The 17,744-nt window shown below is 40.4% G+C and carries 17 protein-coding genes and 1 tRNA gene; 11 read left to right on the top strand and 7 right to left on the bottom strand.

The genetic code is table 11. The features are described 5' to 3' along the window. Nucleotides 1-39: 39 nt before the first annotated feature. From G521_RS0113310 to G521_RS0113280, 7 genes are all read right to left on the bottom strand, one after another. Entirely contained in the window at nt 40-534 is a 495-nt protein-coding gene (locus tag G521_RS0113310; RefSeq protein WP_026898964.1) for a DUF4402 domain-containing protein, read from the bottom strand. Nucleotides 535-797: 263 nt separating this feature from the next. Further along, nucleotides 798-1,799 carry a GTPase ObgE gene (gene obgE / locus G521_RS0113305; protein ID WP_026898963.1) on the bottom strand — a complete coding sequence of 334 codons (1,002 nt, stop codon included), beginning with the start codon at nt 1,797-1,799 and terminating at the stop codon, nt 798-800. Nucleotides 1,800-1,910: 111 nt separating this feature from the next. Then, complete coding sequence (locus G521_RS0113300) at nt 1,911-2,483, bottom strand: adenylate kinase (RefSeq protein WP_026898962.1); 573 nt, start codon at nt 2,481-2,483, stop codon at nt 1,911-1,913. A gap of 101 nt (nt 2,484-2,584) precedes the next feature. Further along, nucleotides 2,585-2,658, bottom strand: a tRNA-Arg gene (locus G521_RS0113295). A gap of 123 nt (nt 2,659-2,781) precedes the next feature. Next, the gene (locus tag G521_RS0113290) at nt 2,782-3,246 is read right to left on the bottom strand and encodes a redoxin domain-containing protein (protein ID WP_026898961.1); all 465 of its coding nucleotides are present in this window, start codon (nt 3,244-3,246) and stop codon (nt 2,782-2,784) included. A gap of 7 nt (nt 3,247-3,253) precedes the next feature. Continuing rightward, the gene (locus tag G521_RS0113285; protein ID WP_026898960.1) at nt 3,254-4,171 is read right to left on the bottom strand and encodes an SDR family oxidoreductase; all 918 of its coding nucleotides are present in this window, start codon (nt 4,169-4,171) and stop codon (nt 3,254-3,256) included. Between the two features lie 250 nt (nt 4,172-4,421). Then, the gene (locus G521_RS0113280) at nt 4,422-4,676 is read right to left on the bottom strand and encodes a hypothetical protein (RefSeq protein WP_026898959.1); all 255 of its coding nucleotides are present in this window, start codon (nt 4,674-4,676) and stop codon (nt 4,422-4,424) included. Between the two features lie 249 nt (nt 4,677-4,925). Here G521_RS0113280 and atpD point away from each other — a divergent pair, with 249 nt between their 5' ends. The 11 genes from atpD to G521_RS0113220 all read left to right on the top strand — a co-directional run bounded on the left by atpD (nt 4,926) and on the right by G521_RS0113220 (nt 17,742). After that, nucleotides 4,926-6,431, top strand: coding sequence for a F0F1 ATP synthase subunit beta (gene atpD / locus G521_RS0113270; RefSeq protein ID WP_026898958.1), 1,506 nt, complete (start codon nt 4,926-4,928; stop codon nt 6,429-6,431). Nucleotides 6,432-6,517: 86 nt separating this feature from the next. Beyond that, a complete protein-coding gene (gene atpC, locus G521_RS0113265) occupies nt 6,518-6,769 on the top strand; it encodes an ATP synthase F1 subunit epsilon (protein WP_026898957.1) in 252 nt (83 codons plus the stop codon). 612 nt (nt 6,770-7,381) lie between these two features. Next, the gene (locus tag G521_RS0113260) at nt 7,382-8,272 is read left to right on the top strand and encodes a branched-chain amino acid transaminase (RefSeq protein WP_026898956.1); all 891 of its coding nucleotides are present in this window, start codon (nt 7,382-7,384) and stop codon (nt 8,270-8,272) included. A 5-nt stretch (nt 8,273-8,277) separates the two neighbouring features. Beyond that, on the top strand, nt 8,278-9,951 hold the full coding sequence (ilvD, locus tag G521_RS0113255; RefSeq protein ID WP_026898955.1) for a dihydroxy-acid dehydratase: 1,674 nt from the start codon (nt 8,278-8,280) through the stop codon (nt 9,949-9,951). Between the two features lie 16 nt (nt 9,952-9,967). Then, nucleotides 9,968-11,698 (top strand): biosynthetic-type acetolactate synthase large subunit, encoded by a 1,731-nt coding sequence (ilvB, locus tag G521_RS0113250; RefSeq protein ID WP_051189753.1) that lies wholly within the window; start codon nt 9,968-9,970, stop codon nt 11,696-11,698. A gap of 73 nt (nt 11,699-11,771) precedes the next feature. Next, entirely contained in the window at nt 11,772-12,035 is a 264-nt protein-coding gene (locus G521_RS0113245) for an ACT domain-containing protein (protein ID WP_026898953.1), read from the top strand. A 12-nt stretch (nt 12,036-12,047) separates the two neighbouring features. After that, nucleotides 12,048-13,121, top strand: a complete 1,074-nt coding sequence (gene ilvC, locus G521_RS0113240; protein ID WP_026898952.1) for a ketol-acid reductoisomerase — start codon at nt 12,048-12,050, stop codon at nt 13,119-13,121. 7 nt (nt 13,122-13,128) lie between these two features. After that, nucleotides 13,129-14,529 carry a 3-isopropylmalate dehydratase large subunit gene (gene leuC, locus G521_RS0113235; protein ID WP_026898951.1) on the top strand — a complete coding sequence of 467 codons (1,401 nt, stop codon included), beginning with the start codon at nt 13,129-13,131 and terminating at the stop codon, nt 14,527-14,529. 4 nt (nt 14,530-14,533) lie between these two features. Next, entirely contained in the window at nt 14,534-15,136 is a 603-nt protein-coding gene (gene leuD, locus G521_RS0113230; RefSeq protein WP_026898950.1) for a 3-isopropylmalate dehydratase small subunit, read from the top strand. Nucleotide 15,137: 1 nt separating this feature from the next. Beyond that, entirely contained in the window at nt 15,138-16,244 is a 1,107-nt protein-coding gene (leuB, locus tag G521_RS0113225; RefSeq protein WP_026898949.1) for a 3-isopropylmalate dehydrogenase, read from the top strand. After that, on the top strand, nt 16,228-17,742 hold the full coding sequence (locus tag G521_RS0113220) for a 2-isopropylmalate synthase (protein ID WP_245580871.1): 1,515 nt from the start codon (nt 16,228-16,230) through the stop codon (nt 17,740-17,742). Before leuB ends, G521_RS0113220 begins: the two co-directional genes overlap by 17 nt. The last annotated feature ends 2 nt before the right edge of the window (nt 17,743-17,744 follow it).

The following is a 17,744-nucleotide window of genomic DNA, read 5'->3' as shown; positions in this document are numbered from 1 at the left end:
AGCTTTTTTGAGAGAGCATTATTTATTAAATAGGATATGTTAGTTGTAGTTAACAGTTACGGCTAAACCGGATGCGTTTGTATATACTCCAGTAGGAACTGCTGCAGGAATATTTAATGTAGCACCAACAATAATAGTTTTAGCACCGGCAACCAAAGTACCTGTAGCACCAAGATCAGAAACAAAATTATCAACAGTCATAATTCCGGATACAGATCCATTAAGGGTGATAGGAGAAGCTGGCAATGTAATTGAAAACGTTGAGGCATTAGAACCCGTTACATCAAACTGTGCTCTTGTTTGCGCACTTCCAAATAATGTATGAACAGATGCAGTACGAACACCTGCAACATCAAGAACAACCGTACCGGCTGCCGGGTTTGTAAAAATCTGACCGAAGTTCAAATCTGCAGTTTTAGTAATTGCAATCGGGCTGATAATAGTAGCTGATGAAGAAGCTGTAGCAGTTGCCTGTGCAAAAGAGTTCGCTGAAAATCCAAGAACTGCAAGAGCTAATAAGTAAATTTTTTTCATGTTCTTTTTATATATGATTTAGATTGAACATGCTTAGACAACTTCTATACCCTGCTGATAAGAAATGAGAATTGCAACGCAAGTCGCTGACAATTAACCCAATATAAATAATTCACAAAAAACTGTGAATTATTTCACATAAGTGTGGCGAGAATTTAAATCCCCAGAACGGGAACAAAATCGCATAATGAGGAAAAATTAAGTAAAAATGAATTACTGAAAGTAACCAGTGGAGTACCAGGTTCTTAAATAAGAATCAGGAATTAAGCCGGGGAATTAATTGTTTTCCAAAGCATATCTTTTAGTTCAAGAAGTCCTTTTTGAGCTACGGAAGAAATAAATACGGAGGGTATATTCGGAAGATCCTGTTTCATTTCATTAACCAATTCTTCATCCAGCATATCTGATTTACTGATAGCAAGAATTCTTGGCTTTTGCATTAATTCAGGATTGTAATCCTGCAATTCATTTAATAAAATCTGATATTCTTCTTTAATGGTTCTGCTGGTATCAGCCGGAACCATAAATAGCAATACTGAATTTCGTTCTATATGACGTAAGAACCGGATACCAAGTCCTTTGCCTTTTGAAGCTCCTTCTATAATTCCCGGAATATCAGCCATTACAAAAGATTTGTTATCCCGGTAGGAAACAATACCAAGGTTAGGAACAAGGGTGGTAAAAGCGTAATCTGCAATCTCGGGCTTGGCTGCAGAAACTACAGATAATAAAGTTGATTTTCCGGCATTTGGAAATCCAACAAGGCCTACATCTGCCAAAATCTTCAGTTCCAGAACCATCCACTCTTCTTTACCGGGCTCTCCCGGCTGGGAATAACGTGGTGTTTGTGCCGTGGCGGTTTTAAAATGCCAGTTTCCTAAGCCCCCTCTTCCGCCCTGAGTTAAAATTTTAGTTTCGCCTTCGCTGGTAATTTCAAACATTACTTCTCCGGTTTCTGCGTTCCGGGCAATTGTACCCAAAGGAACTTCGAGCACATCATCTTTACCCATACGGCCGGATGATTTACCGCTGGAACCCGGAAAACCATTTTCGGCTATTACATGCTTGCGATATTTTAAGTGAAGTAAGGTCCAGAGCTGGCTGTTGCCTTTCAGAATTACATGACCTCCGCGACCACCGTCACCACCATCAGGGCCGCCCTTGGAGGTTAAAATATCCCGGTGAAGATGAGAAGAACCTGCCCCGCCGTGACCGGACCGGCAGCATATCTTCACATAATCGACAAAATTTGAGCCCTGGGACATATAGGTAAATTTAAAAAATTTGAATGGAATGTATAATCAATCCTCAATCAGGCAGGTGATTAAGATTAAGGATGAATCAGATCCGGAAAATTCTGGAATTTGAACCAAGTCTTAAAGATCATTAATAACACGGCAAATGGTTGAGAAAATCTGATCAACTCCTCCTACACCGTTAATTGTTGAAAATTTATCCTGCTCTCTGTAGTAGTTGGCTACCGGGGCGGTTTTACTGTTGTATTCTTCAATACGTTTTCTGATTACCTCAACATTGGCATCATCCGGACGACCGGAATCTTTACCGCGAAGTAAAAGACGATTTTCAAGTTCTGTATTCCGTACATCTAAAGCAATCATGCAGGAGATTTCAGAATTTTTAGTTTCTAATAAACTATCCAAAGCCTTAGCCTGAGCTACAGTACGCGGAAAACCATCAAAAATAAATCCTGGAGCGTCTTTATTAGAATCAAGTTTATTACTGATCATGCCAATAACCACTTCATCGGGAACAAGCATTCCCTCATCCATAAGTTTCTTAGCTTCCAGTCCCAGTTCAGTGCCCTGCACAATTTCGTTTCTGAGAATATCGCCGGTAGATAAATGAACCAGCTTATATTTCTCAATAAGTTTTTGGGATTGTGTTCCTTTACCGGCACCCGGAGGGCCAAACAATACTAAGTTCAGCATTCGAATTAATCTTAAATGTTTTAGGTAGTAACGAGCAGCTCGGACTGCTATAAACTTTAAAAAGCCTTTCCGAAAAGGACGAAAAGGCTTTTTGTGCAATGTGCACCTGAAGGGAGTCGAACCCCTAACCTCCTGATCCGTAGTCAGGTGCTCTATCCAATTAAGCTACAGGTGCCTTTTAAACGGAGTGCAAAAATAGGATTTGTATTCCATTTAGAATAATATTTTACAAGAAATTTTTAAAATAACCTGCATCTCATTAATTTTTAAGTGTTTATAATTAAATAAATCAACTGTTTTACTTAATTAAACATTCTTTTATTGCTGTAAATGATGGAAGGTCATTTGCATCTTCCAGTATTTCAATATAAATAATTTTATGATCACTATCCAGAACAAATACCGCTCTTTTTGAAACGCCCTTTAGACCGTAAATAAAATCTTCATAAAAAGCTCCGTATGCCGGTGAAACTTCTTTATTAAAATCAGAAAGCAAATTGAACTGATAATTGTTTTCTGATTTATATTTTGCAAGTACAAAAGGTGAATCTATTGATACAGCAATCATATCCGCATCGATTGTTTGATAATCTTCGAATGAATCTCTCATGGTACACAATTGTGTTGTGCAGGTTCCGGTGAAAGCCAAAGGAAAAAAATGGATCACCAGATTTCGGCCTGTATAATCTGACAATGAAACTTCCTTAAGCTCAGAACTTACTAATTTAAATTCCGGAGCTTGCTGTCCTATTTCTAATCGCATGGTATGATTATTTCTTGTTTATTCTGCTTTGCAGTTGTTTATCTACAATTGCAAGACCTTCCTTAAATGAATGTGGCCTGTAGCCCAATTCGTCTATTGTTTTATTTAATACAAAGCCTGTTCTGGCTGGTCTTTTAGCCGCCTGATTTAAACTATCTGAGGAAATCTCGTTAATCAGATTTTTATTTAAATTCCAATACTCTGCAACCTGCTCTACCAATTCAATAATACTCATCATGTCCTTTCCTGATGCATTATAAATACCTGTTGCTCCGCTCTTTGCTGCTAATAAGCAACAGTCTGCCAAATCTTCAGCCAGGGTAGGCATACGCCACTGGTCGTTCACAACATTAATAGGATCTCCTTTTTCTAAAGCGCCTTTGGCCCATAAAACAATATTACTCCGGCTCATATCATTAACAATTCCGTAGACTATAATGGTACGCAAAATAGTCCAGGGACATTTAGCAGTTTGCAGGATTTTTTCACCTTCCAGTTTAGTAAGTCCGTAATAGCTTAAAGGATGCGGTTCAGCATCTTCTGTGTACGGTCCGTTTTCCCCATCGAAAATAAAATCTGTAGATATATGTATTAAATGAATATCAAGAAGCTCACATTCATGAATCAGATTTTTAACGGCCTCTACATTTAAGGTCCAGCACTTTTCTTTTTCAATTTCACAAATATCCACATTAGTCATGGCGGCGGTATGTATGATTACATCCGGGCGGAATTGATGCAAGACCTGTTTTACATTTTCAGCATTGCAAACATCGAGCTCTGAATAAGTATAATCTCCTTCGCCCGGATACCGGTCGGCACCTATAGAAGTAGCAATTAATTCCATTTCTGGATTCTTCAGAATCGCATCAGTTAATTTCTGTCCAAGCAAACCATTACTGCCGGTTACCAAAATTCTTTTCATGTCTCAAAGAACTTATATTCTGAGGTAGTAAACAATAAAAAATCAATTTTCTGGCAATTAATAAAAAGAAAAAAGTGGATTACGATGGGGAACAATCTATATATAGGTGATAGAACTACAGCAAGAATGGAGAGTAAGAAGAAAAAATCAAGGCAGATTTTCGAGAATTAATGCTAAAAGATCAGGGAATAGAAAAAATTGAGATAAACAAAAAGGACCGGTTTAAACCGATCCTTTTCTGACCATTTAATTAGCCATTATTTTTACTGTTGCCTCTTGTAATTGCTACAATAATTACAATAAATATTGCCACACCTACTGCCCAAACCCAAGGCTGGCCATACCATACACTTCCGCCATCTGTATTAATATCTACATCTACTTTTTCAGGAACATCCTGAGCGAAAGATGTTATTGATGCAAATAATGAGGTTAATAATACAGCTAAAGCCATAAAATATTTTTCAGGCTTGTTCATTTTTGAAACAGTTGTTGAATTCTTCATGATACTAGGTTTAATTGGTTATTAATTTAATTTACATAAACATTACAAATAATCTGCCGATAAGTTTCTAAACGAAATAAACATAACTGCATCAATTACCGGAGCATTGATTTTTAGGGTAAAAAATCACTGTAAAAATCTTTTGAATAAGTATTTGATTTCCGCGGATAAAGAGTATTTTTGCAGACCAAAAAACAGCGCCCATATTGGGCTAAATTTTGATTTAATTACGTTTTACCAAAAACTTATATGCCAAACACTGGAAAAATAGCACAGATCATCGGACCGGTTGTGGACGTTAGCTTTGCTGATGAAGCCCATTTACCGAAAATTTACGATGCCCTTGAAATTGTTAAAGAGAACGGACAAAAAATAATTTTAGAAGTTCAGCAGCACTTGGGTGAAGACCGTGTTCGTGCTATTGCGATGGACTCAACGGATGGTTTGGTACGTGGAATGCGTGTTGTTGACACAGGTTCTGCTATTAAAATGCCTGTTGGAGAAAAAATTAAAGGCCGTTTATTTAACGTTGTTGGACAGGCTATAGATGGTATTGGTTCAATCGATAATTCTGATGGCTACCCTATCCATAATACTCCGCCAAAATTTGATGAGCTTTCTACCGAAACAGAAGTTCTGTTTACAGGTATAAAAGTAATCGACTTGCTGGAGCCTTATGCAAAAGGTGGAAAAATCGGATTATTCGGTGGTGCAGGTGTTGGTAAAACAGTGTTAATCATGGAACTGGTTAATAACATCGCGAAAGCTTATGCAGGATTATCTGTATTTGCCGGTGTTGGTGAACGTACCCGTGAAGGAAACGATTTACTTCGTGAATTTATTGAATCTGGTGTAATTAATTACGGTGATGCTTTCAGACATTCTATGGAAGAAGGCGGATGGGATTTAGATTCAGTAGATCAGGAAGCTTTAAAAGATTCTAAAGCTACTTTAGTATTCGGTCAGATGAACGAGCCGCCGGGTGCACGTGCACGTGTTGCCTTATCCGGTTTAACTGTAGCTGAATATTTCCGCGATGGTGATGGCGAAGGTCAGGGAAAAGATATATTATTCTTCGTCGACAACATTTTCCGTTTCACGCAGGCAGGATCTGAAGTATCTGCATTATTAGGCCGTATGCCTTCTGCTGTGGGTTATCAGCCAACTCTTGCAACCGAAATGGGTTTGATGCAGGAACGTATTACATCTACTAAGCGTGGTTCAATTACATCTGTTCAGGCGGTTTACGTACCTGCGGATGATTTAACTGACCCTGCTCCGGCAACAACTTTTGCTCACCTGGATGCAACCACCGTATTATCACGTAAAATTGCCGAATTGGGAATTTATCCTGCGGTAGATCCTTTAGATTCTACTTCACGTATCCTAAGCGCAGCAGTTTTAGGAGATGAGCATTACGGAACCGCACAACGCGTAAAAGAAATCTTACAACGTTATAAAGAATTACAGGATATCATCGCCATTTTAGGTATGGATGAGCTTTCTGAAGAGGATAAACTGGTAGTAGGCCGTGCACGTCGTGTTCAGCGTTTCTTATCTCAGCCTTTCTTCGTAGCAGAACAGTTTACAGGTCTAAAAGGTGTATTGGTTGATATTAAGGATACCATCAAAGGTTTCAATATGATCATGGACGGTGAAGTGGATGAATATCCGGAAGCTGCATTCAACCTTGTAGGAACAATTGAAGACGCTATTGAAAAAGGTAAAAAATTATTAGCTGAATCAAACTCTTAAGAGAGATTTGAGACATTAGATTTGAGATTTGAGAGAAGGACATTATGTCTGCAATCTCAAATCTTTAATTTTATATCTAAACAAACATGACATTAGAAATTTTAACTCCAGATAATACTGTTTACCAGGGCGAAGTTGTTTCGGTTACTGTACCGGGAACAATGGGTTCATTCGAAGTTTTGAAGGATCACGCTCCCATTATTTCTACTCTTGAAGATGGAAAAGTAATTATCAGAACCGGAGCTAAAGCCGAGGAAATATTTTTTATCACAGGCGGTGCTGTAGAGGTGCTTAACAATAAAATTATTGTGTTGGCCGAAGGTGTAATTCAGAAATAATATTTACATTTTAAAAAAAACCTCCTGAGATTTCAGGAGGTTTTTTTTTGCCCGTGATTTTTCAAAATACATTTACAGGAGAATATCTCCTCAATACATCTCCGGGAAAAGAATAAATTCTTGTTCGCAAAATCATAACAAATTCTTATAAAAACTTTCCCAAAAATTTGATCATTGAAAAATCAACTTTTTTAAAAAATAATCTGTTTTAAGCAGAAAATTAGATTTTTTTAGACCAATTACCATTTCGGTATACGGTTTTAGCACTTGTTTAGAAGTTGTCAGAACAGTCTTTTACAAATTATGTAAAGGCTTATTTTCCTTGCGCCAAATTAAATTCTCTGGTAATACCTGTATCATAGAATTTTACACTTTTTTTCACAAAGCATATTAATTGTATTGACAGCGTATTTTGAAATAGTCATATTGGAATACGGCAAATACCTACAAACAACAATGAAACAGACGAGCCATTTCACTCATCACAACACATTGACTTTCAACTGCAAACAGATGAATGAAGATTGGTTTACGTCTAAAAATCAGCAATTAAAGAAATAAATTAATACGGGGCCTCTATGCAGAGGCTTTTTTTTATAGAACACAGAAATCATGAACTATTACAACGACCAAACGCTTATTTATCTGAATGGAGAATTCGTAAAAGCTGCTAAAGCGACCACAGATCTGTATGGTCAATCCCTGCATTACGGATACGCGGTTTTTGAAGGAATCCGGGCCTACAATACGCAAAACGGCCCGCGAATATTTAAAGCTGATGAGCATTATGAAAGATTAAAAAAATCCTGCGAACTGGTGCACATTCCCTATCCTTTCATTAAGGAAGAACTAATTGATGCTACCTACTCCATACTCTCTAAAAATAAATTAAAAGATGCATACATACGTCCTTTAGTGTATTGCGGTCCGAATATGTCATTAACCAGGGCAGAGCAGGTTAATATTATGATTTGTGCATGGGAATGGGGAGCCTATTTAGGTGATAAACAAATCCGGGCATGCGTCTCATCATTTGAGCGGCCAAACCCAAAATCAATTATGGTAGAGGCCAAAGTATCAGGTCACTATGTAAATTCTATAATGGCTACAAGCGAAGCCAAATCCAAAGGATTTGATGAAGCTATCCTGTTGGATATGAAAGGCTTTGTGGCAGAAGCGCCGGGAGCAAATATTTTTATTGAGAAAGATGGTCGCTTATTAACTCCACCAAAAGGCAATATTTTACCGGGTATTACCAGAGAAACTGTTTTTGAAATCTGCCGTTCGCTTGAAATTGAAGTTGCTGAACAGCATTTTACCGCTGAAGATCTGAAATCCGCCGACAGCGCTTTTTTATGCGGAACTGCAGCCGAAATAATAGGCATCGCATCAATTGATGATGAAATTTATCCTTTGAGCTGGCATGAATCATTGGGATCTGTAATTCAGCAGCATTACAAAAATCTGGTAATAGAAAAAGACAATTTCGGAGTAATCATCTAAAAAAAATGGAATTAAACCGCTACAGCAAAACCATTACTTCGGACGAAACACAGCCGGCTGCCCAGGCTATGCTTTATGGCATCGGACTGACTACAGACGATCTTAAAAAAGCACAGGTTGGTATTGTAAGCATGGGATATGAAGGCAATACCTGCAACATGCACCTGAATGATCTGGCAACGCATGTAAAAAGCGGAGTTTGGCAAAATGATTTGGTTGGCCTCATCTTTAATACAATTGGCGTAAGTGATGGCATTTCTAATGGTACTGAAGGAATGCGCTATTCGCTGGTGTCCAGAGACATTATTGCCGATTCAATCGAAACTGTTTGCGGTGCCCAATATTATGATGGTTTAATCGCAATCCCCGGATGTGATAAAAATATGCCCGGCTCCATTATCGCCATGGGCAGATTAAACCGTCCGGCGATTATGGTATATGGCGGCAGCATTCATTCCGGAAAATACAAAGGAAGGTCACTAAATATCGTTTCTGCCTTTGAAGCTCTTGGAGAGAAACTTTCGGGCCAACTAAAGCAGGAAGATTTTGAAGGCATCATTCAAAATGCCTGTCCCGGAGCCGGAGCTTGCGGCGGAATGTATACCGCAAATACCATGGCTTCGGCAATTGAAGCATTGGGTATGAGTCTTCCATACAGTTCATCATATCCTGCTTTGAGTGAGGAAAAAAAAGAAGAGTGTAAAGCTGCTGGAAAAGCCATCCGGATTTTGCTTGAAAAAGATATAAAACCTTCCGATATCATGACGAAGGAAGCCTTCTTGAATGCTATTAAAATTGTAATGGTTCTGGGAGGTTCAACCAATGCAGTTCTGCATTTGATTGCCATGGCAAGATCAGTAGATATTACGCTGACCTTACAAGATTTTCAGGAGATCAGTGATCAAACCCCGGTTTTAGCCGACATGAAACCCAGCGGAAAATATCTGATGGAAGATGTGCATGAAATTGGTGGATTGCCTTCTATTCTAAAATACCTGATCAATGAAGGTGTTATAAATGGAAATTGCCTGACTGTTACAGGAAAAACGCTCTCAGAAAATGTAGCGGAGGCAAAAGATCTTGATTTTACTAGTCAGGACATTATCAGGCCCTTGACAGATCCTATAAAAAAGACAGGTCATTTGCAAATGCTTTACGGAAACCTTGCTTCTCAGGGTTCTGTGGCCAAAATATCCGGCAAAGAGGGTGATCATTTTGTAGGACCAGCACGGGTTTTCAACGGCGAATTTGAACTGATACATGGTATCAGCAGCGGAAAAGTAAAAGCAGGAGATGTAGTAGTTATCCGGCAGGTTGGGCCCAGAGGCGCTCCGGGAATGCCCGAAATGTTAAAACCCACTTCAGCTATTATCGGAGCCGGTTTAGGAAGTTCGGTAGCATTAATTACCGACGGTCGTTTCTCAGGTGGCACACATGGATTTGTGGTCGGTCATATTACTCCTGAAGCTTACGAGGGCGGAGGAATTGCCCTTGTAGAGGATAATGATATTATTGAAATTAATGCTGAAGCTAAAACTATAAACGTCCGCTTAACAGACCAGGAATGGGATAAAAGGAAAAGCAATTGGGTTCAACCGGTTTCTAAAGTAACCAAGGGCGTATTGCTTAAATATATGCGGCAAGTTAAAAATGCAACTGAAGGTTGTGTAACAGATTAAAGAAAGGGATGAGATCATGAAAACAGAAGCAATTGCTACACAAAAAGACAGTTCCGGAATAAATCAACAGATCACAGGATCAGAAATTCTGCTGCGCTCATTAATCGCAGAAGAAGTGCAAACATTGTTTGGCTATCCGGGCGGAGCTATAATGCCGGTTTATGATTCCCTTTATTCTTTCTCTGATCAGCTTAAACACATTCTGGTAAGACATGAACAGGGAGCCATTCACGCTGCTCAGGGTTTTGCCCGTGTAAGCGGAAAAACCGGAGTAGTTTTAGCAACCTCGGGGCCGGGTGCCACTAATTTAATTACCGGTTTAGCTGACGCGATGATCGATTCTACCCCTCTGGTTTGCATTACCGGACAAGTCGCTTCGCATTTACTGGGCACAGATGCTTTCCAGGAAACTGATATTATCAATATTTCATTGCCTGTTACAAAATGGAATATCCAGGTAACCAGAGCCGCAGATGTAGCTTCGGCAGTAGCCAGAGCATTTTTTATAGCTAAAAGCGGTCGCCCCGGACCAGTACTGATTGATATTACCAAAGATGCGCAATTTGAAATGGCTGATTTTCATTACGAAATTTGCCATCAGCTTAAAACCTATAAACCCATTCCCAACCCGGATCAGCGAAGCATTGCGGAAGCGGCGAAATTAATCAATGAAGCCAGCAGGCCGTATATACTTTCAGGGCAGGGAATTATTTTATCCGGTGCACAAACCGAATTAATTGACTGTGCTGAAAAAGCAGGCATCCCGGTTGCTTCTACCCTATTGGGCTTATCCGGATTTCCGGCCAGTCATCCTTTATATGTGGGCTATCTGGGAATGCACGGAAATTACAGTCCGAATGTAAATACCAACGAGTGCGACGTGCTTATTGCGATAGGAATGCGCTTTGATGATCGTGTAACGGGGAATGTAGCGAAATATGCACCCAATGCGAAGGTGATTCATATTGATATTGATGAATCGGAAATCGGGAAGATTATCAAAACAGAGGTAGGAATTCATGCGGATGCTAAGCACGCATTAACGCTGTTGCTTCCACACCTCAAAAAAACTGAGCATCCCGAATGGCTTGCCTCATTTAAAAAACTGGATGAACTGGAGAAGGCAATTATTCAGCAGGATTGTCATCCTGAGTGTGAAGGTTTAAAAATGGGCGAAGTGGTTCGAAGATTAAACCAGATTACCCAGGGAAATTCGGTGGTTTGCACGGATGTTGGTCAGCATCAGATGGTAACTTCGAGATATTATTCCTTTAATGATTTAAGAAGTTGCATCAGTTCCGGTGGATTAGGAACGATGGGTTTCTGTCTTCCGGCTGCAATGGGTGCTAAATGCGGCGCTCCCGAAAAAGATGTGATTGCCATTATTGGTGACGGAGGATTTCAGATGACTATCCAGGAATTGGGAACAATTATGCAATACCAGATTCCTGTTAAAATCATCATTCTTAATAATAATTTTCTGGGAATGGTGAGGCAATGGCAACAGCTGTTTTTCGATAAGCGCTACTCCTTTACAGAGATGGACAATCCCGATTTTGTAGCGATAGCAAAAGCCTACCGGATTGAATCTCAAAAAGTAGAGTCAAGGGATTATTTGGATCAGGCCCTTATGGATATGATGAATCACAAAGGCCCGTATCTGCTCGAAGTTGTGGTAGAAAAAGAAGAAAATGTATTTCCGATGGTACCCACAGGTGCCGGAGTAGCAGAAATGAGACTTACATAATGAAACAAGGAATAAGGAGCAGGGAAAAAACTCATATCTAATATCTCAATTCCAAGATCTCAAATATCATATAATGAAAAAAGACTTTGTATTAGAAGTTCATTCGGAGAATGGTTTTTCAGTTCTCAACCGGATGATCAATATTTTTAACCGCCGCCGTGTACGCATTAAAAGATTACTGGCTACAGAAATGCCCGGCGATTATAAAAATGGGATGGCTAGTTTTATTGTACATGCCACCGAAGAAAATATGGAACGTGTGCGGCTTCAGCTTGAAAAGCTAATTGAAGTAGAGCGTACAGACGTCAGGGAAATGAACCTAAATCATCAAGCATAAAAATAAATAATCATGGCAAAATTAAATTTTGGCGGTACAGAAGAGCAGGTAGTAACCCGCGAGGAATTTCCACTTAGCAAAGCTCAGGAAGTTTTAAAAGATGAAGTGGTAGCAGTTATCGGCTATGGCGTTCAGGGACCGGGACAGGCTTTGAATCAAAAGGATAACGGCATCAATGTCATAGTGGGTCAGCGGAAAAATTCCGGTAGCTGGGATAAAGCTGTAAAAGATGGATTTGTTCCCGGAGAGACTCTTTTTGAAATAGAAGAAGCTTTAGAAAAAGGAACCATAATATGTTATCTTCTGAGTGATGCCGCTCAAATTGAACTTTGGCCAACCGTTAAAAAACATTTAACTCCCGGCAAAGCACTTTATTTCTCTCACGGTTTCGGCATCACATTTAATGAACAAACCGGCATCATACCGCCTCCGGATGTGGATGTATTTCTGGTTGCACCAAAAGGCTCCGGTACATCTCTTCGCCGCATGTTCTTACAGGGACGCGGGTTAAATTCCAGTTATGCCATATTCCAGGATGCCACCGGGCGGGCATTTGAACGGGTGGTGGCTTTGGGCATAGCTGTAGGAAGCGGTTACCTTTTTGAAACAGATTTCAGGAAAGAAGTTTTTAGCGATCTCACCGGAGAACGCGGAACGCTGATGGGCTGTATCCAGGGAATTTTTGCTGCTCAATACGATGTTTTGCGTAGTAAGGGCCACTCTCCTTCCGAAGCTTTTAATGAAACCGTTGAAGAACTCACCCAATCTTTAATGCCTTTGGTAGCTGAGAACGGAATGGACTGGATGTATGCCAATTGCTCAACAACAGCACAACGCGGTGCGCTTGACTGGTGGAAAAGATTCAGAGATGCCACAAAACCTGTTTTTGAAGAACTGTATGAAAGTGTAGCTGCAGGCAAAGAATCACAACGATCCATTGATTCTAACTCTCAGCATGATTATCGCGAAAAGCTGAATATGGAATTACAAGAACTTCGCGAAAGCGAATTATGGCAGGCAGGAAAAACCGTTCGAAGCCTTCGGCCGGAAAATCAGTCTGTAAAAACAGAAGAATTCGTCAAATAAAAAAACAATGGCAAAAACACTGTTTGATAAGATCTGGGATGCGCATGTGGTTAGCCAAAAATCCGGTTTCCCGGATGTGCTTTATATAGATACTCATTTTATTCATGAGGTAACCAGTCCGCAGGCTTTTGAGGGCTTAAGAAAACGCAACATCCCGGTTTTCAGGCCCGGGCAAACGAAGGCTACTGCAGACCACAACGTTCCAACTATCAATCAGCATTTGCCTATAAAAGAAAACCTGTCGCGTTTGCAGGTTGAAATGCTTACTAAAAATTGCACTGAATTTGGCATTGATCTTTATGGATTGGGTCACCCTTTTCAGGGAATAGTGCATGTTATCGGACCGGAACTTGGTTTAACACTTCCGGGAATGACCATTGTTTGCGGAGACAGCCACACCTCTACTCATGGCGCTTTCGGCTGTATCGCTTTCGGAATTGGCACTTCTGAGGTAGAAGAAGTTTTGGCGACCCAATGCCTGCTTCAGCAAAAACCGCCTTGCATGAAGATTGAGGTGAATGGCAAATTGCAAAAAGGAGTTCTTTCAAAAGATATCATTCTGCACATCATCAGCAAAATTGGCTCTGCGGGAGGAACCGGTTATTTTGTGGAATATGCCGGTGATACTATTAAAAATTTAAGTATGGAAGCTCGCATGACCATTTGCAATATGAGCATAGAAATGGGTGCCCGCGGCGGGTTAATTGCACCTGATGAAACTACTATCACGTATATTAAAGATCGTGAATTTACACCAACAGGCAATAAATGGACTCAGTTGCTGGATCATATAAACAGCTTACAAAGCGATAATGACGCCCATTATGATAAAGTTTTACAGTTTAATGCTGAAGATATAGCACCCATGATCACCTACGGAACCAATCCGGGAATGGGCACAGCAATTTCAGAATCCATACCCGATTTTTCCGGTATTCCTGAAAAAGAACACTACTCGTTTCAAAAATCTCTGAATTATATGGGATTAGAAGCAGGAAAATCTTTATCAGGGAAATCCATTGATTATGTATTTATCGGGAGCTGCACCAATTCCAGAATTGAAGATCTGCGCCTGGTTGCAGAATTTGTAAAAGGCAAAACAAAATCTGAGCATGTAACGGCCTGGATTGTACCTGGATCAAAACAGGTTATGGAACAGGCAATAGCCGAGGGATTAGACAGTATTCTGGCAAGTGCCGGATTTGAACTTCGGGAACCGGGATGCAGCGCATGCTTGGCAATGAATGAAGATAAAATCCCTCCAGGAAAATATTGCGTTTCAACTTCGAACCGAAATTTTGAAGGACGTCAGGGTCCCAATTCCAGAACTTTTTTAGCCAGTCCGCTAACTGCTGCAGCAGCTGCGATTTCAGGAAAAATAGTTGATGTGCGTGAATTTATAGACTGATCAGATGGCAAAAAAAATATTTAAAAATCTCAGTTCCACTATGGTTCCCATTAATATGGAGAATATTGATACGGATCAGATTATCCCTGCCCGTTTCCTCAAATCGACCATTAGAGAAGGATTTGGGGAAAATTTATTCAGGGATTGGAGATTTACTGAAACTGGCGAAATGCGTGAAGAATTTCCACTGAATAATCCTCTTTATAAGGGAAAAATTCTGGTAGCCGGCAAAAATTTTGGATGCGGCAGCAGTCGGGAACATGCTGCCTGGGCCCTGGCAGATTATGGTTTTGAAGTAGTGATCAGCAGCTTTTTTGCAGATATATTTAAAGGGAATGCACTGAACAACGGATTATTGCCAATCCAGGTTTCGGAAGATTTTTTACAGACCTTATTTTCTCTCATCGATCAAAACCCGGAAACGTTACTTGAAGCAGACCTGGAAACCCAAACGGTAAAAATAGAAAAACTGGGTTTAACAGAGAAGTTTGAGATTGATCCGTATAAAAAAACCTGTCTTTTAAATGGTTATGATGATATAGACTTTATACTGGCCCAAACCAGCCAGATAGCAACTTACGAATCGGGCAGGAATTATTCATACTAATATGAAAAAGCATATTTTAGTTATTCCGGGAGATGGAATCGGAGCAGAAGTAACTGTTTGGGGCAGAAAAGCGCTGGAGCAGATCGCATTAAAATTTGATCATGACTTTAGCTTCGATACAGCCCAAATGGGTCATGAAGCCATTGAAAACTGCGGAAATCCCCTCCCCGATGAAACGCTTGATAAAGCGAAATTAAGTGATGCTATTCTTTTTGGTGCAGTTGGTCATATTAAATATGATTTAGATCCTTCCCTTACCGTTCGCCCGGAGCAGGGATTATTAAAAATCCGTAAGGAGCTTGGGCTATTTGCCAATCTGCGTCCCATTTTAGTCTTTGATGAGTTACTGGGCGCTTCGAGTTTAAAACCCGAAATACTGAAAGGAACAGATATTCTTTTTTTCAGAGAGTTAACGGGCGATGTATATTTTGGTGAGAAGCAACTAAGTGCCGACAGAAACACAGCTTCCGATCTGATGATCTACCATCGGTATGAGATCGAGCGAATAGCAGTTAAAGCTTTTGAAGCAGCCCGAAATCGCCGTGGAAAAGTATGTTCAGTAGATAAAGCCAATGTTTTGGAGAGTTCCAGACTCTGGCGTGAGGTGATACAGGAAGTTGCGCTCCGATATCCGGATGTGCAAACTCAGCATTTATTTATTGACAATGCAGCCATGCAGCTGATCAGGGATCCAAAGCAATTTGATGTGATATTAACAGGGAATTTGTTTGGCGATATCTTAACGGATGAAGCTTCGCAAATTGCCGGCTCCATGGGCATGCTTGCATCCGCATCTGTTGGCGACAAAATGGGTTTTTTTGAACCCATTCATGGTTCTGCCCATGATATCGCGGGAAAAAATATTGCCAATCCTTTCGCCTCGGTTTTATCGGCAGCATTGCTGCTTAACATTGGATTCGGACTCAAAAAAGAAGCGGATATATTGACTAATACAATCTCTGATTTGCTGAAAGAGGGATACCGTACTCTGGATATATCCACACCGGAAACCTTAGCGAAAAACATTTTAGGAACTTCCGAGATGGGCGAACTCATTATAGATAAATTAAAAGAACTGTTCCCTAAACCTTATGACCATGTTACATGATCCGAAACGAATTTACGTATTTGATACCACCCTTCGGGATGGAGAACAGGTGCCCGGCTGCCAGCTAAGCAGCATTGAAAAAATAGAGATCGGGAAAGCTCTGGAGGAACTGGGGGTAGATATTATTGAAGCAGGATTTCCGGTGTCGAGTCCGGGAGATTTTAACAGCGTGGTTGAGCTTTCAAAAGCCATTCGCGGGCCAATCATATGTGCTCTAACCAGAGCAAATAAACAGGATATTGATATTGCAGCTGAATCTTTAAAATTTGCTAAACACGCCCGGATACACACCGGCATTGGCGCTTCCGACATGCATATCAAATATAAATTCAACAGCACACGGGAGGAAATTTTAGAAAGGGCTGTATCAGCCGTGAAATATGCCAAAAAATTTGTAGAAGACATCGAGTTTTATGCCGAGGATGCGGGTCGTGCTGACCCGATTTTTCTGGCCCAAATGGTTGAGGCGGTTATTGCAGCCGGTGCTACCGTAGTGAACATACCGGATACTAACGGATATTGTCTTCCTGATCAGTATGGACAAAAAATCCGCTTTCTTATGGAAAACGTCAAAAATATTGACCGGGCTATTCTGGCTGTACATTGCCATAATGACCTCGGTTTGGCTACCGCGAATACCATTGCAGGGATACAGAACGGTGCAAGGCAGGTAGAATGCACGATCAATGGAATTGGCGAAAGGGCCGGAAACACATCTATTGAAGAAGTTGCGATGATCCTGAAAACCCATCACTCCCTTGGATTGCATACGAATATCAACAGCAAAAAATTCTATGATATCAGCCGGATGGTTAGCCGGATGATGAATATGCCAGTGCAGCCAAACAAAGCTATTGTTGGGAAAAATGCGTTCGCTCACAGTTCAGGCATTCATCAGGATGGTGTATTAAAGCATCGTGAAAACTACGAAATCATTAATCCCGAAGATGTTGGAATTCCGCGATCGGATATTATTCTGACTGCCCGCAGCGGCCGCCATGCATTAAAGCATCATTTAGAAAGATTGGGATATATTCTGGAGCGTATTGATCTGGAGGAAGTATATCATCGCTTTTTAGAAATGGCTGATCTCAAAAAGGATTTAAATGATGAAGACATTCTTTTATTAATGGGTGATGGCTGTGAAAAAAATTACATCGATGGCGTAAAAATAAAACTCCTTCAGGTGATTTGTGGAGATCCATTCAATCCTATGGCTACGGTTAAACTGGATGTAAATGGACAAGAGCAGGAAGCCAGTGCAACCGGCAACGGTCCGGTTGATGCTACTATCAAAGCAATTCATCAGATCATCGGAAAAGATATTTCCCTTAACGAGTTCCAGATCCAGGCAATGCATGGCGGAAGTGACGATATAAGTCGGGTAAATATGCGTGTAAGTTTCAATAACAGAAATTATGATGGATATGGATTTAGTACAGATATTGTAAAAGCATCGGCCAATGCATACCTGGACGCTTTAAATAAAATTACCTGATA

This window comes from Daejeonella oryzae DSM 19973, assembly GCF_000422945.1.
GTDB lineage: Bacteria > Bacteroidota > Bacteroidia > Sphingobacteriales > Sphingobacteriaceae > Daejeonella > Daejeonella oryzae.
This window is presented reverse-complemented; position numbering and strand designations above follow the sequence as displayed.